Origin of the sequence: Pseudomonas poae RE*1-1-14 (assembly GCF_000336465.1) — a bacterium.
GTDB classification, from domain to species: domain Bacteria; phylum Pseudomonadota; class Gammaproteobacteria; order Pseudomonadales; family Pseudomonadaceae; genus Aquipseudomonas; species Aquipseudomonas poae.
The window spans coordinates 2,924,977-2,939,768 of the sequence record NC_020209.1 but is presented as its reverse complement, the minus strand read 5'-3'; the positions used below and the strand labels follow the sequence as shown (position 1 = coordinate 2,939,768).

Sequence of the window (14,792 nt, the reverse complement as noted above, 5' to 3'; positions counted from 1 at the left end):
CCGTTACTTGATCAAGCTGAGAAATTCGCTGCGGGTGGCCGCGTTTTCGCGGAACTCACCGAGCATCACCGAAGTGATCATCGACGAATTCTGTTTCTCCACGCCGCGCATCATCATGCACATGTGCTTGGCTTCGATCACAACCGCCACGCCCAGCGCACCGGTCACTTGCAGTACCGCGTCGGCGATCTGACGGCTGAGGTTTTCCTGGATTTGCAGGCGGCGCGCATACATGTCGACAATCCGCGCAACCTTCGACAGGCCCAGCACCTTGCCACTCGGGATATAGGCGACATGCGCCTTGCCGATAAAGGGCAGCAGGTGGTGTTCGCACAACGAGTACAGCTCGATGTCCTTGACCAGCACCATTTCGCTGTTGTCGGAGCTGAACAAGGCACCGTTGGTGACTTCTTCAAGTGTCTGTTCATAACCGCGGCAAAGGTACTGCATCGCCTTGGCGGCACGCTTGGGCGTGTCGAGCAGACCCTCACGGGAGACGTCCTCGCCGATCTGGCCGAGGATCGCGGTGTAATTCTGTTCCAGGGACATGAAACTACCTGTTGGATTTTCGCAAAGCGCAAGGTTACGGGGGCGGACACATCGCTGCAAGCCTGACGATGGCACTTGTTACTCGTCGCGGCCTTCCATCATGGTGCGCTTGAGCATCACATACACGGCACCGGCACCGCCGTGGCGGGCCTGGCAGGAGGTAAAGCCGAGCACCTGGGTGTGCTGGCGCAGCCAGGTGTTGACGTGGCTCTTGATCATCGGCCGCTTGCCGTCCAGGCGCACCGCCTTGCCGTGAGTGACGCGCACGCAGCGGATTTCGAATTTCGTGGCTTCGGCAAGAAAGGCCCACAGGGTTTCCCGGGCTTTTTCCACGTTCATGCCATGCAGGTCGAGGCTGCCTTCGAAGGGGATCTGGCCGAGCTTGAGCTTGCGCATCTGGCTTTCCTGCACGCCGTCGCGGGCCCACATCAACTCGTCCTCGGGGCCTACATCGATCACGAACTGGTCTGACAGGCCATCCACGGTGGTGGCATCGGTGCGCACGGTGGCGGCCTGGCGCAGTTTGGCGATCTGCGCGCGGTCAGCCTTGGGTTTGCCCGTGTCGGCGCGGTCATGCTTGATCGGCTTGACGCCGCGCAGCTCGTTTTTGAACAGGGAAAAGTCGTCGTCTTGCATGTCAGCCTCCGCGAAGGGCGGGCAGTTTACCTAATCGCGGCGGCCAGGGCGCAGGAAACGCTATCCAGGCGCCATCAGTCGTGCTTTTTCATCAGGTGCGAGGCGATATTCAATGACGAGGTCTGGCGCATTTTCCGACGGCTGCGGCGCCACAACCATACGCCCAACCACAGCACCAACAGGCCGCTGACCAACAGAATCGCCGAGCCACCGGGGCTGGCGTTCAGTTCGCCAAGGGCCGGTGAGTGACCAAACAAACCGGCGCCACCAGCGCCGGCCAACAACAGACCACACATCGTCAGCAGCGCGGCAAAGCACGCCACCAGACGCAGACGCCAGTTGCTCGGGCCCTTGGGGCGCAAGCGACGAGCATCAAAACCATCGGATATCTTCATTCCGACCTTTCCTCCAGGGTATCGGCCCTTCGACCGGAAGATACACAGGTTGTTCCGGGTAGAGGGGTAAATGCGCCAAATGAAAGGACTTTGCGGATGAGTGGGGTTTAAACACGCCGCTCACCCGCAGGTCGATCAAACCAGATCTTTGGTCAGTGCGAGGGTCGCAAAGTTGTCGGCCATGATGGCCATTTCGGTCTGCTGCACGTGCTCGGCACTCAGGACCCCGCCTTTGCAAGGCAAGTCGCGGGTGGCGCAGGCGTCTTCCACCAGCGTGCAGCGAAAGCCCAGGTTCTTGGCGGCGCGCACGGTGGTGCTGACGCTGGAGTGGCTCATGAAGCCGCAGACGATCAGGTCCAGCGAGCCCAGGTCCTGCAGGTGTTTTTCCAGGCCGGTGCCGTGGAAGGCGCTTGGCAACAGCTTGCCGATGATGGTTTCGTCACCCTCAGGCTCAAGGCCGGGGATGAACTCGCCGCGCTGGCCCTGGGGGTCAAACAGGCCGCCGACGGTGCCGAGGTGACGCACATGCACAATCGGCCGGCCGGCATTGCGCGCCGATGTCACCAGTTGCCTGATGTTGGCGACGGCTGCGTCCATGCCCGAAAGGGCGAGCGGGCCGCTGAGGTATTCCTTCTGGGCGTCGATGATCACGAGGGTCGCATGGGCAAGGTTCGCTGCTGCGTAACCACGACCGCTGAGTTGAAACATCGTCTTTGGAACGGACATTCTGGGGCTCCTGTCAGGGGGGCGTTTGCGACATTGTCCACTGGCAGAGCGGTTCTGTGAATCGCTACCATCGCAAGCTGCGTCGTTGCTGGGGTGCAGCCCTGTCAAGGGACTGCCTTGTTTAACCTGGGGGCAGCCATTTGGATGAAATCCGACAGGTGGCGCAAGCTCTGCACGCATCGTCGGTGCCGGCGAAGGCTGTTAGAATCGCCAGTCGTTTTTTCCAGGAGCTTGCCCCGTGATCACTTCCCGCCTGCGCACTTTGCGCGACCATATCCGTTGGGCTGTCAGCCGTTTCCACGGGGAAGACCTGTTTTTTGGCCACGGCACCGACAATGCCTGGGACGAAGCCCGGCAACTGGTGCTCGGCGCCCTGCATCTGCCTTGGGAAATTGCCGACAGCTACCTGGACTGCAACCTCGAAGAAGAGGAAGTCTCCCACGTGCAGCGTTTGCTGCATCGCCGCATCCATGAGCGGGTGCCCACCGCGTACCTGTTGAAGGAAGCCTGGTTCTGCGGCCTGTCGTTTATCGTCGACGAGCGCGTGCTGATCCCGCGTTCACCGATTGGCGAACTCATCGAAAATCGCTTCGAACCCTGGCTGGCCCAGCCGCCTGCGCGCATTCTCGACCTGTGCACCGGCTCCGGTTGCATCGGCATTGCCTGCGCCTACGAGTTCCAGGAGGCCGAAGTGGTGCTGGGTGACGTGTCCTTCGAAGCGCTGGAAGTGGCCAACCAGAACATCGAGCGCCACGGCGTGGACCAGCGCGTGTACACCGTGCAGGGCGATGGCTTCGATGGCCTGCCGGGTCAGCGTTTTGACCTGATCGTGTCCAATCCGCCCTACGTCGATGCCGAAGACTTTGCCGACATGCCCGACGAATATCAGCACGAGCCGGAGCTGGGTCTGGCTTGTGGCGACGACGGCTTGAACCTGGTGCGGCGCATGCTCGCCGAGGCGGCGGATCACTTGACCGAGAAGGGCTTGCTGATCGTTGAGGTGGGTAACAGCCAGGTGCATGTCGAGGCGCTGTACCCGGAAGTGGATTTTGCCTGGCTGGACTTCCAGCGCGGCGGGCATGGTGTGTTCATGCTCACGGCTGAACAGTGCCGCGAGCATCAGGCTGTCTTTGCTGGCCGGGTCTGACTGAAGAAATAAGATAAATGTGGGAGGGGGCTTGCTCCCCCTCCCACATTTTGCTTGCGTTGCAATTGATCAGCGGTGCGTGGCAATCCAGATCAACAGCCCCGCCTGAAACACCGTAAACGCCACCAGACAGGTAATGGTAAAGCGCAATCCGCTGTCCTCGCGCTTGAATTTGGTGACCTTTTCTTCCTCCTTGCGCAGCTTTATTTCCTGTTCCAGCAGGTTCTGCTCGGCCTGTTGCAGCATCTGCGCCGCTTCCAGAATCTGCACAAACTGCACCTTCTCGGTGTTCCAGCTGTCCAGTACGCCGCTGACCGTGCCCGGCTGCACATTGCCTTTCAAATGCTGCACGTCGGCGTAGGCCACATCAAAGCCCTGGATGCGCAGGAAGTGATCACGGCGCAGGCGCGTGGCTTCGTTGAGCGCATCCTTATTGGCCAGGCTCACGCCGTCGACGCGGTAGTGTGACCACTTCTTTTTCGTCCAGGCGGCGGCCTGTGCCACCAGAAAGCGGCCGAGGCCACGGTTGACCGGTTCGATCTCCAGGCTGTTGCCCGGACCGAAGTGCACGCGGTGTGTATCGTGGTCCACCCAGACATCGAGCTGGTTCTGTTCACGCCGCACGCGCTGGCCCGGCAATTCGATGACCATGCGCAACAGGCTGCGATGCGGATCATGCCGCTCGGCGTAGCCGAACTGCACAAAGCGCAAGGGTCGGGCTCCGGTGGCTCGATCGATGGCCAGCGGCGCCAGGCGCAGCATCTTGAAATGTTCGGCCTGCACGTCCGCCCACGGCAGGGCCGCGGCCTCGACAGCCTCGGGTGCGTCGGCCGGGGTGTCGGTGGTCGGTTCCGGTGTTGCTTCAGTGATTGTCATGCGGCGCGATCCTGTCCAAGCCGTGCGAGCCGACAGTCTTTTTACCGTCGACCCTGGGCTATCGGCCGTTTTTGCCAGGACTGGAGGCCAATATGCGCTTAACGCGCTCGCAGACCGTCGATAAAGCGCACCAGGCGCTCGCCCAGCTCGGCGGCCAGCGGCAGTTTCGGGTCGTTGTAGGAGGCCAGTTGTTGCTTGACGTTATTCGGCACGATGCGCATCACGTGGTTCATGCCTTCGATAATGGTCAACTGCGCGTCGGGCTTGGCCTGTTGCAGTTGCCGCGCATCGCCCACACCGACCTGGATGTCGTTGGTGCCCTGGATGATCAGTGCCGGCATGCGCAGTTTGGCAAAGGCGGCCGATGGGTCGGCGCGAAACAGGCTGATCAGGTAAGGCTGCACGCTGGGTCGGAAAATCCCCTCCAGAGGGCCCGGCACATCGGCATCCACCTGGCCGGCCTTGAGGTGGTCGAGGATTTCATTGCTGCGCAGCAACAGGGCAGGAGGCAGATGGTCGGCCAGTTGCTGGCGGATCACCTGATCGACCGGGCGCGCGCTGCCGGAGAGCGACACCACCCCGGCCGGGTCCAGTTGCGGCGCTGCGAGGGCGGCGACCAAGGCTCCTTCACTGTGGCCCAGCACAATCAGCGGGCCCATGCGTTTATCTGCCTTGAGCAGCTTGCCCCAGGCCACGGCGTCGGCCACATAGGCGTCGAGGGTGAGATTGCGTTCGTCGGGCGTGGCTGCAAGGCTTGCGGCCACGCCTCGCTTGTCGTAGCGCACGCTGGCGATGTTATGCCGCGCGAGCACCCAGGCCAGACGTTTGAGGCTGTCGTTGCGTGCGCCGTCGGCACTGTTGCCGTTGCGGTCGGTTGGGCCGGAGCCGGCGATGATCAGCACCACCGGCACCGGTTTGTCCGATTGCGGCAACAACAGCGAGCCAAACAGCTCGCCGCTGCCGGTGTCGAGGTTGACAGGGCGTTGCAGCACCACTGGAGAGGCGGCATGGGCCAGGCTTGTAAAGAGGGTAAGGGCTAACAGCAGAACTCGAAGCATCATCGCGCCATCATGGGAAGGTGCCGGTTGGACCCGTGTCTACCGGTAAGGTTTCGAGGATGAACTAGTCGGTTAGCCTGCGTATACTGGCCGCCTTAAGTTATTACGGTTGACTTGATTCAACTGATTTCACGGAGCGCCCTGCATGTCCGGCAATACCTTCGGCAAGCTGTTCACTGTCACCACCGCGGGCGAAAGCCATGGCCCGGCGTTGGTCGCCATTGTCGACGGCTGTCCGCCCGGCCTTGAGCTGTCCCTGGACGACCTGCAGCGTGACCTCGACCGTCGCAAGCCCGGCACCAGTCGTCACACCACTCAGCGCCAGGAGCCCGACGAAGTCGAGATCCTCTCCGGCGTATTCGAAGGCCGCACCACCGGGTGCGCCATTGGCCTGCTGATCCGCAACACCGACCAGAAGTCCAAGGACTACTCGGCGATCAAGGACCTGTTCCGCCCGGCCCATGCCGACTACACCTACCATCACAAATACGGCGAACGCGACTACCGTGGCGGCGGCCGCAGCTCCGCCCGCGAGACCGCGATGCGCGTGGCTGCTGGCGCCATCGCCAAGAAATACCTGGCAACCCAGGGCATCGTGATCCGCGGCTACATGAGCCAACTGGGTCCCATCGACATCCCCTTCAAGACCTGGGACAGCGTCGAAGACAACGCCTTCTTCTGCCCCGACCCGGACAAGGTGCCGGAACTGGAAGCCTACATGGACCAGTTGCGCCGCGACCAGGACTCGGTCGGCGCGCGCATCACCGTGGTGGCCGAAGGGGTCAAGCCTGGCCTGGGCGAGCCGATCTTCGACCGCCTGGACGCCGAACTGGCGCACGCGCTGATGAGCATCAACGCGGTGAAGGGCGTGGAAATCGGTGCGGGTTTCGCTTGCGTGTCCCAGCGCGGCACCGAGCACCGTGACGAGATGACCCCGCAGGGTTTCCTCAGCAACAATGCAGGCGGCATCCTCGGGGGCATCTCCTCGGGCCAGCCCATCGTGGCGCACCTGGCGCTCAAGGCCACGTCCAGTATCACCACCCCGGGCCGCTCGATCGACGTGCACGGCAACCCGGTGGACATCATCACCAAGGGCCGCCATGACCCGTGTGTGGGCATTCGCGCCACACCGATTGCCGAAGCGATGATGGCCATCGTGCTGATGGATCACCTGTTGCGCCATCGTGGGCAGAACGCCGATGTGCAGGTGAACACACCGGTGCTGGGCCAGCTGTGACGGTCTGTTGTGGCGAGCGGGCTTGCTGTGGCGAGCGAGCTTGCTGTGGCGAGCGAGCTTGCTCGCGTTGGGCTGTGAAGCGGCCCCTGTAATCCATGACTTCAACGCTCCCATACTGGCGCCTCTCCAGCTTCTACCTGTTCTACTTCGCCCTGCTGGGGGCCACCGCGCCGTTCCTGGCGCTGTACTTCGATCATCTGGGCTTCTCCAGCGCGCGCATCGGCGAACTGGTGGCCATCCCCATGCTGATGCGCTGCATCGCGCCCAACCTGTGGGGCTGGCTCGGCGATTACACCGGCCGGCGCCTGGCCATCGTGCGCATCGGCGCGGTGTGCACCCTGGCCAGTTTTGCACTGATTTTCGTGAGCAAAACCTACGCCTGGCTGGCGCTGGTCATGGCCCTGCATGCGTTCTTCTGGCACGCGGTATTGCCACAGTTCGAGGTCATCACCCTGGCGCATCTGCGCGAGCAGACCGCACGCTACAGCCAGCTGCGGCTGTGGGGTTCCATCGGCTTTATGCTTACCGTGGTGCTCATGGGGCGCCTGTTCGACTGGCTCAGCCTGGACATCTACCCGGTGGTAGTCGTGGTGATCATGGCCGGGATCATCGTCGCCAGCCTGTGGGTGCCGAACGCGCAACCCGCCGGCCACGGTAATCGCCTGGCCGGCGACGGTTTCCTCAAACAGCTGCGTCGCCCCGGCGTGCTGGCGTTTTATGGCTGTGTGGCGCTGATGCAATTGAGCCACGGCCCGTATTACACCTTTCTCACCCTGCACCTCGAACACCTGGGCTACAGCCGGGGCGTGATCGGCCTTTTGTGGGCCCTGGGCGTGGTGGCCGAGGTGCTGATGTTTTTGGCGATGAGCCGCATCTTCGCGCGCTTTTCGTTGCGCCGAGTGCTGCTGGCCAGTTTCCTGTTGGCGGCGCTGCGCTGGCTGTTGCTGGGCACCTTTGCCGAATTCTTCTGGGTGCTGCTGTTGTCGCAATTGATGCACGCCGCGACCTTCGGCAGCTTTCACGCCGCAGCGATTGCCTTTGTGCAACGCAGTTTCGGCGATAAACAACAAGGCCAGGGCCAGGCGCTGTACGCCGCGCTGGCCGGCATCGGTGGCACCCTCGGCGCTCTGTATTCGGGCTACAGCTGGAACCTGCTGGGCCCGACCCTCACGTTCGGCATCGCCAGCGCCGCCGCTCTGGCCGCCGCCCTCATCATCGGCCTTCACTTGCACGAGCAGAACCAAGGAACCGTCCCATGAGCCATGTCGCCGTCTACGCCCTAGTCACGCTGGATACCCCGAACAAAGTCCTCACCCACGCCGAAGACATCGCGTCGATCCTGGCCGAGCACGGCGTGCGTTTCGAACGCTGGCAGCCCGGCCCGCTGGAGAAAGGCGCTAGCGAGGCGCAGATGATTGCCGCGAGCCAGACGCAGATCGACGCCCTGGGCTACAGCGCGGTCGAGGTGTTCAGCGTCGGCAGCGATCAGCCGCACAAGGATGAGTTACGCGCCATGCACCAGAAGATGCGACGCTACAGCGAAGATCACGCGCGCTTGTTCATCGCAGGGCAGGGCTTGTACACCCTGCAGGTGGGTGACTACCTGTATGCCGTGCGCTGTGAAAAAAACGACCTGCTGGTGATCCCGGCAGGCTTGTCACACGGGTTCGACATCGGCGAGAACCCTTACTGCGTGACGTTGTGCCTGTCCAATAGTGTGCGGGGGCTGACGCCTGAGTTCACGGTCGGCGCGGTGACCGCAGGTTTGCCGGGACTGGATGACTGATGGCTCGCACGATGTCGAGTCGGGGTAATGCAATAGCGCGGTAAATGTTCAACCCCGGAGAGTTGGATTTTTTTGTGGGAAGAGCCGTATTTACATGTAGGTCATGGCTATTTATATCGCGACCAAGCGTACGGCTGCTTGGGTTATGTAACGCTCTCAGGCTTCGGTGCTTATACCGGCTGTCAATAGGAGAAGTCCGAAGGTCGGTAAAGGCATCTGCCAAGCGCTTAGCAAGAAGGAGAGCGGCATGAGCGGCCCAGATGAGTTGTATCAAGCACCTTGCGACCCGCCCCGAGTGGTGCGACGTCGCTTAAGCCTGTCCGGCAAACCCTTGACCCCGACGGAGCTGGAAATCCTGCGCTGGGCCTCGGAGGGCAAGACCGTCTGGGAAATCAGTAAAATTCGCGCGACCTCCCAGGCGGCGGTCAAATTTCATCTGCGCAATATCTACGGCAAGCTTCAGGTGAGCAATCGCGTGCAGGCGGTCAATGAGGCGGTGCGCCAGCGCCTGTATTGAACACACGAAAAAGGGCCGCGACGTTCAACGACGTCGCGGCCCTTTTTTTGAAATTCGTTACTTAAGCCGAGTGGTAGGTCGGCAGGGCGAAGCGGTTTTGGCTTTGCAGCATCGAAATCTGCGGCAGATCACTGGCTTGTTCGGCCAGGTCGCGGCGGATCGCGCTGATGACCCAAGTCAGTTGGTCGGCAGTGTGCAACTGCTGATAAGAGATCGAGCGTTTGACCTGTTTGCCTTCGCCGTTGCGCAGGGTCAACAGGATGCCACCGTCCGGACGGGGCTGAGTGGTGACGTCGTACTGGGAGAATACTGAAGCGAATTTATCTTGGATCAGGCTCATGTCTATCAGCTCCGTTGGCTCAAGTTGGCAAGCATGGAGTGATAGGTGCAGTGATTGTGCCAGCTATTGGCTATTGAAAATATCCTTATAAATCAATAACTTGAATTTATATGACATTTTCGGTTTCGTGCAAATTGCATGAAGGGTCGTCGTGCACCCCTGCATTTTGCGCTGTCTGGTCGGCGGCGGCTGCAAGGGCCTTAAGCTAAAAGACTCGAAACATACGGTTAAATTCCCTTTGGTCAGTGCAACCTGTCTGAACCATTGATTGAGTGTGGCTATGACGGCTTTTGACAAAAAAGCCATGACAGGCGGGAACTCCCTCGCAACACTGGCGCCTATTCACTACCGATCAAGGAGCCCCCTATGTCAGACCAACCCAAACAGATGACCGACGACGAAGCCGCTGAATTTGCCGAGCAGGTCTTCGATGTTGCCCGCAAAGGCGACGCCGCCATGCTTGCCGCGCTGCTCGCCAAGGGGTTGCCCGCCAACTTTCGCAATCACAATGGCGACACCCTGCTGATGCTTGCCGCCTACCACGGCCACGCCGAAGCGGTAAAAGTGCTGCTCGAATTCAAGGCCGACCCACTGATTGCCAACGACAAGAACCAGTTGCCAATCGCCGGCGCGGCGTTCAAGGGCCACATGGCCGTGGTCAAGGCGCTCATCGAGGGCGGCACGCCAGTGGAGGCTGCATCCTCCGATGGCCGTACTGCATTGATGATGGCCGCGATGTTCAACCGTCTCGAAATGCTCGACTACCTGCTGGAGCAGGGCGCCAACCCCAAGGTGACCGATGCCCAGGGCGCGACGGCGCTGGCGGCCGCGCAGACCATGGGCGCGGTGGACGCGGCGGCGAAGTTGCAGAAACTGGTGTAGGCTTTGCGCCCTCGAAAACCCGCCCGCCACAGGATTGCCCCATGAAAACCGCCCTCGTCGAACTCATCAGCCACATCAGCGCCGGCGTCATGGGCGAAGACGAGGTGGCGCGCATCGCCGATGAAGCCGCCCAGGCGTATGCCGACCCGGCAGCGTTTTTGGCGGCGAACCCGGACATCAACTACGACGACAGCTTTCCGATCCCGTTGGGCGAGTGGGTGGTGGTCGGCAGCCTGCCGGACACTGTGCTGTTCCAGGCGGACACTTACGCCGACCTGTTCGCGCAGATCGTTGCCTCGTTTGGCCCGGGCGTGGCGTTCAACCTCAAGCCCAAGCAGCTGGCCAAGGCCGACGACCTCACGGCGCTCAATCGCATCCAGATCCAGATGAGCGCGTTGAGCGCCGAAGACGGTGGCTATGTGCTGGTGAATTTCAGCCAGTTGCTCGATGACGCCATTCAGGTGGTGCTGGTGCATGGCAATCACCTGGCGGGCCTGTTGCAACGCTGCGCCGAGGTCGGCATCCAGGCCGAACCCGCCCTGGAAGCGCTGCGTGTGGCCGTGCACGTCTGAATTAAAACGGAACGATGGCCGGTCACGCCTATCCTAAGCAGGCATGACCTCACTTAAGGAGCGACACCATGGGTTCCACCTTTAATGGCCTGATTGGCCTGATCATCCTGGCGTTGGATATCTGGGCGATCATCAACGTGTTCAAAAGCGGCGCAAGTACCGGCGCCAAAGTGTTGTGGATCCTGCTGATCCTGCTGCTGCCAGTGCTTGGCCTGATCATCTGGGCAATCGCCGGGCCACGGGGCAACGTGCGGATCTGACACCCTCTATCTCTATATAGAGTGGGTACGGTAAGTGTGGGAGGGGGCTTGCTCCCGATAGCGGTGTATCAGCCAGTCAATCTGGTACTGAAACTGCGCTATCGGGAGCAGGCCCCCTCCCACATTTGCATGACGGCACCTGGGGATATTTGTGTGTCGAAATATTCGCTGCACAGAATTTTCACATTTCATTTAAGAGAATTCGCCGGCTTTAATCTCTCGGCCAAGGGTCTGCCTTGGGCGCCTTTAAAGGCGGGGTAGCGGTACTCGTTCAGTAATTAATAGCCTTGCCGGCACTGATCGGGCACCATTCGCGCCACTGCAATGCTTCGTCACTTAACTTCCAATGGGTCCTGAAAACGACATGGCAAACCCGGACGCCCTGAGTCAGCAGCGAGCTTCGAATCGCCTGCTGCAACCGACCGTCAAATCCCATCTGGCTTACACGCTGCTCTGTGCACTGGTCATGATGGTGATGTTCTCCCTGCTGCGCCTGGCGCTGCTGGTCTACAACCGCGAGATGATCCTCGACACACCGGCCGCGACCTTCCTCGAAGCGTTCGCCAATGGCCTGCGTCTGGATCTGCGCCTGGTGGTGTACCTGCTGATTCCGCTGTTGTTGGCGCTGTTCAGCGTGCGAGCCATGGCGGCGCGCGGGTTCTTCCGTTTCTGGCTCACCGTTGCGTCGAGCATCGCGCTGTTCCTGGGCCTGATGGAGATGGACTTCTACCGCGAGTTCCACCAGCGCCTCAACGGTCTGGTGTTCCAGTACGTAAAGGAAGACCCCAAGACCGTAGTCAGCATGCTCTGGTACGGTTTTCCGGTGGTGCGCTACCTGCTGGCCTGGGCTGTGGGCACGCTGATCCTGAGCATGGCGTTCAAGGGCGCCGACCGCGCCACGCGTCCGCGCGGCCCGTTCAGCGGCGGCAGTATCGGCACCCGCCAGGTGGCGCCGTGGTACAGCCGCATCGCCGTATTTGTGGTGTGCCTGCTGATCGCCGTGGTTGCCGCCCGTGGCACCCTGCGTCAGGGCCCGCCGCTGCGCTGGGGTGACGTGTACACCACCGATTCCAACTTCGCCAACCAGTTGGGCCTCAACGGTACGCTGTCGTTGATCGGCGCGGCCAAGGCACGTTTTTCCGAGCACCGCGATAACGTGTGGAAGGCCACCCTGGAACAACCGCTGGCCACCCAGACCGTGCGCGACATGCTGGTGCTGCCAAGCGAAAAACTGGTGGATACCGACACCGCCGCCGTGCGCCGCGACTACACGCCACCGGCCGAGAAGACCCTGCCGATCAAGAACGTCGTGGTGATCCTGATGGAAAGCTTCGCCGGTCACTCGGTGGGCGCACTGGGCCGTCCGGGCAACATCACGCCGTACTTTGACAAGCTGTCCAAGGAAGGCCTGCTATTCGACCGCTTCTTCTCCAACGGCACCCACACCCACCAGGGCATGTTCGCCACCATGGCCTGCTTCCCGAACCTGCCGGGCTTCGAATACCTGATGCAGACCCCGGAAGGCAGCCACAAACTGTCGGGCCTGCCGCAGTTGCTCAGCGCGCGTGACTTCAACGACGTGTATGTCTACAACGGCGATTTCGCCTGGGACAACCAGTCGGGCTTCTTCAGCAACCAGGGCATGACCAACTTCATCGGGCGCAACGACTTCGTCAACCCGGTGTTCTCCGACCCGACCTGGGGCGTGTCTGACCAGGACATGTTCAACCGTGGTCTGGAAGAGCTCAAAGCCCGTGAAGGCGGCAAGCCGTTCTATGCGCTGCTGCAAACCCTGTCCAACCACACGCCGTACGCGTTGCCCAACCCTCTGCCCGTGGACAGAGTCACTGGCCGTGGCAGCCTCGACGAGCATCTCACGGCAATGCGTTACTCCGACTGGGCGCTGGGCCAGTTCTTCGAGAAGGCGCGCAAGGAGCCTTACTTCAAGGAAACCCTGTTCGTGATCGTGGGTGACCACGGGTTTGGCAACGAGCAGCAGATCACCGAAATGGACCTGGGCCGTTTCAACGTGCCGATGCTGATGATCGCACCCGGCATGCAGGAAAAGTTCGGCGAGCGCGACCACACCGTGGGCACCCAGATCGACATCGTGCCGACCATCATGGGCCGCCTCGGTGGCGACACCCTGCACCAGTGCTGGGGCCGCGACCTGCTGAACCTGCCGGAAGGCGACAAGGGCTTTGGCGTGATCAAGCCTTCGGGCAGCGACCAGACCGTGGCCCTGCTCACCGGCGACCGCGTGCTGGTATTGCCCAAGGAGATGCCGCCGAAGTTGTGGCAATACGAACTGGGCGCCAACCCCACCGGCAAAGTGATCTCTGAATCGCCGGACGAAGCCGCACTGAAGCAGAAACTTGAATCGTTCCTGCAAACGGCCACCAAGAGCCTGTTGGATAACACCGCCGGCGTAGTGGACGGCAAGCCCGACTAATTGACGGGCAATAAAAAAGAGGCCTTTTAAAAGGCCTCTTTTTTTATCCGGCTTTTAGATGCGGCCGAGCAACAACAACACCACCAGCACTACCAGCACAACGCCGAGGATACCCGACGGGCCGTAACCCCAGTTACGCGAGTGCGGGAACACTGGCAGACCGCCGACCAGCAGCAGAATCAGGATAATGATCAGAATGAGGCTCATGGTTTTATTTCCTTATAGGCCTTCAGCGAGACCGGTTATTTAACAATAGGCTCGCACCTTTAATTGCGTACGCCTTAACAACTCGGACTAGAGTGTGTGAGAAAAAATTCAGAAATTTTTTAAAGTATTTCGACCAGTCGCTTATTTCTTTTTTACTGCACAAAGTCCCTTCCCGTTAGTTGAAAAAATGACCTTTGAACGTTAGATCGGCGCCCGACCGAGCCGAGGGTTTGCCTGGGGCATTCATCACCCTGATGGTGCGTGGTTGGCGCAAAATCCTTCGCTACACTGCCGCTCACTTCTTCTGTGAACCACAAGGCAGCTCTCCTATGCAAAATCGCATGATGATCACTGGCGCCGGGTCCGGCCTGGGTCGTGAAATCGCTCTGCGCTGGGCCCGTGAGGGATGGCAGCTGGCCTTGTCGGATGTCAGCGAGTCGGGCCTGCAGGAAACCCTGAAAAGGGTGCGCGAGGCGGGCGGTGACGGCTTTACCCAGCGCTGCGACGTGCGCGACTACAGTCAGCTCACCGCTTTCGCCCAGGCGTGCGAGGTCAAGCTGGGTGGCATCGATGTGATCGTCAACAATGCCGGCGTGGCCTCGGGTGGCTTCTTCGCCGAGCTGTCTCTGGAAGACTGGGACTGGCAGATCGCGATCAATCTCATGGGCGTGGTCAAGGGCTGCAAGGCGTTCCTGCCGCTACTGGAAAAGAGCAAGGGCCGCATCATCAATATCGCGTCCATGGCCGCCTTGATGCAGGGCCCGGCCATGAGCAACTACAACGTGGCCAAGGCCGGCGTGGTGGCGCTGTCGGAAAGCCTGCTGGTGGAGCTCAAGCAGCAGGAAGTGGGGGTGCATGTGGTATGCCCGTCGTTTTTCCAGACCAACCTGCTGGATTCGTTCCGTGGGCCGACCCCGGCGATGAAAGCGCAGGTCGGCAAGTTGCTCGAAAGCTCACCGATTTCGGCGGCGGACATCGCCGACTACATCTATCAGCGCGTGGCCGCAGGCGAGTTCATGATCCTGCCCCATGAGCAGGGGCGCATGGCCTGGGCGTTGAAGCAAAAAAATCCCCAGTTGCTGTATGACGAAATGACCACCATGGCCGACAAGATGCGCGCCAAGGCGCAAGCCGTTAAAGGCTGATTTGAGC

Annotated in this window: 18 protein-coding genes; 10 read left to right on the top strand and 8 right to left on the bottom strand. The window is 61.0% G+C overall.

The annotated features are described in order from the left end of the window. Window positions 1-3: 3 nt before the first annotated feature. From folE to H045_RS12655, 4 genes are all read right to left on the bottom strand, one after another. The gene (gene folE / locus H045_RS12670; RefSeq protein ID WP_015372560.1) at window positions 4-549 is read right to left on the bottom strand and encodes a GTP cyclohydrolase I FolE; all 546 of its coding nucleotides are present in this window, start codon (window positions 547-549) and stop codon (window positions 4-6) included. A gap of 78 nt (window positions 550-627) precedes the next feature. Continuing rightward, complete coding sequence (locus H045_RS12665; RefSeq protein WP_003236737.1) at window positions 628-1,185, bottom strand: Smr/MutS family protein; 558 nt, start codon at window positions 1,183-1,185, stop codon at window positions 628-630. A 74-nt stretch (window positions 1,186-1,259) separates the two neighbouring features. Continuing rightward, window positions 1,260-1,580 (bottom strand): hypothetical protein, encoded by a 321-nt coding sequence (locus H045_RS12660; protein ID WP_003236736.1) that lies wholly within the window; start codon window positions 1,578-1,580, stop codon window positions 1,260-1,262. A 135-nt stretch (window positions 1,581-1,715) separates the two neighbouring features. Further along, window positions 1,716-2,306 (bottom strand): cysteine hydrolase family protein, encoded by a 591-nt coding sequence (locus H045_RS12655; protein WP_015372559.1) that lies wholly within the window; start codon window positions 2,304-2,306, stop codon window positions 1,716-1,718. 238 nt (window positions 2,307-2,544) lie between these two features. Here H045_RS12655 and prmB point away from each other — a divergent pair, with 238 nt between their 5' ends. Continuing rightward, a complete protein-coding gene (gene prmB / locus H045_RS12650; protein ID WP_015372558.1) occupies window positions 2,545-3,453 on the top strand; it encodes a 50S ribosomal protein L3 N(5)-glutamine methyltransferase in 909 nt (302 codons plus the stop codon). A gap of 69 nt (window positions 3,454-3,522) precedes the next feature. On the opposite strand, the gene H045_RS12645 is transcribed toward prmB, so the two are convergent. Beyond that, window positions 3,523-4,329 carry a hypothetical protein gene (locus H045_RS12645; protein ID WP_003236731.1) on the bottom strand — a complete coding sequence of 269 codons (807 nt, stop codon included), beginning with the start codon at window positions 4,327-4,329 and terminating at the stop codon, window positions 3,523-3,525. A 98-nt stretch (window positions 4,330-4,427) separates the two neighbouring features. Further along, the gene (locus H045_RS12640; RefSeq protein ID WP_003236729.1) at window positions 4,428-5,390 is read right to left on the bottom strand and encodes an alpha/beta hydrolase; all 963 of its coding nucleotides are present in this window, start codon (window positions 5,388-5,390) and stop codon (window positions 4,428-4,430) included. A gap of 142 nt (window positions 5,391-5,532) precedes the next feature. On the opposite strand from H045_RS12640, the gene aroC reads away from it, so the two are divergent. The 4 genes from aroC to H045_RS12620 all read left to right on the top strand — a co-directional run bounded on the left by aroC (window position 5,533) and on the right by H045_RS12620 (window position 8,927). Beyond that, window positions 5,533-6,624, top strand: a complete 1,092-nt coding sequence (gene aroC / locus H045_RS12635; protein ID WP_003236726.1) for a chorismate synthase — start codon at window positions 5,533-5,535, stop codon at window positions 6,622-6,624. Window positions 6,625-6,719: 95 nt separating this feature from the next. After that, complete coding sequence (locus tag H045_RS12630) at window positions 6,720-7,883, top strand: MFS transporter (RefSeq protein ID WP_015372557.1); 1,164 nt, start codon at window positions 6,720-6,722, stop codon at window positions 7,881-7,883. Continuing rightward, window positions 7,880-8,410, top strand: a complete 531-nt coding sequence (locus tag H045_RS12625; RefSeq protein WP_015372556.1) for a 1,2-dihydroxy-3-keto-5-methylthiopentene dioxygenase — start codon at window positions 7,880-7,882, stop codon at window positions 8,408-8,410. Before H045_RS12630 ends, H045_RS12625 begins: the two co-directional genes overlap by 4 nt. A 247-nt stretch (window positions 8,411-8,657) precedes the next feature. Continuing rightward, a complete protein-coding gene (locus H045_RS12620) occupies window positions 8,658-8,927 on the top strand; it encodes a response regulator transcription factor (protein WP_003236721.1) in 270 nt (89 codons plus the stop codon). Between the two features lie 61 nt (window positions 8,928-8,988). Here the strand turns inward: H045_RS12620 and H045_RS12615 are convergent, their stop codons facing one another. Beyond that, window positions 8,989-9,267, bottom strand: coding sequence for a DUF3509 domain-containing protein (locus H045_RS12615; protein ID WP_003236719.1), 279 nt, complete (start codon window positions 9,265-9,267; stop codon window positions 8,989-8,991). A 366-nt stretch (window positions 9,268-9,633) separates the two neighbouring features. Between H045_RS12615 and H045_RS12610 the strand changes: the two genes are divergently transcribed. From H045_RS12610 to H045_RS12595, 4 genes are all read left to right on the top strand, one after another. Next, window positions 9,634-10,149: an ankyrin repeat domain-containing protein gene (locus H045_RS12610; RefSeq protein ID WP_003236717.1), complete on the top strand. Its 516-nt coding sequence runs from the start codon at window positions 9,634-9,636 to the stop codon at window positions 10,147-10,149. A 41-nt stretch (window positions 10,150-10,190) separates the two neighbouring features. Then, window positions 10,191-10,721 carry a hypothetical protein gene (locus H045_RS12605; protein WP_015372555.1) on the top strand — a complete coding sequence of 177 codons (531 nt, stop codon included), beginning with the start codon at window positions 10,191-10,193 and terminating at the stop codon, window positions 10,719-10,721. Window positions 10,722-10,789: 68 nt separating this feature from the next. After that, the gene (locus H045_RS12600; RefSeq protein WP_003172956.1) at window positions 10,790-10,981 is read left to right on the top strand and encodes a PLDc N-terminal domain-containing protein; all 192 of its coding nucleotides are present in this window, start codon (window positions 10,790-10,792) and stop codon (window positions 10,979-10,981) included. Between the two features lie 364 nt (window positions 10,982-11,345). Further along, on the top strand, window positions 11,346-13,433 hold the full coding sequence (locus tag H045_RS12595) for an LTA synthase family protein (RefSeq protein ID WP_003236713.1): 2,088 nt from the start codon (window positions 11,346-11,348) through the stop codon (window positions 13,431-13,433). 54 nt (window positions 13,434-13,487) lie between these two features. Here the strand turns inward: H045_RS12595 and H045_RS24555 are convergent, their stop codons facing one another. Beyond that, complete coding sequence (locus H045_RS24555; RefSeq protein ID WP_003236711.1) at window positions 13,488-13,640, bottom strand: DUF3309 family protein; 153 nt, start codon at window positions 13,638-13,640, stop codon at window positions 13,488-13,490. A 329-nt stretch (window positions 13,641-13,969) separates the two neighbouring features. Between H045_RS24555 and H045_RS12585 the strand changes: the two genes are divergently transcribed. After that, complete coding sequence (locus H045_RS12585; protein WP_015372554.1) at window positions 13,970-14,785, top strand: SDR family oxidoreductase; 816 nt, start codon at window positions 13,970-13,972, stop codon at window positions 14,783-14,785. The last annotated feature ends 7 nt before the right edge of the window (window positions 14,786-14,792 follow it).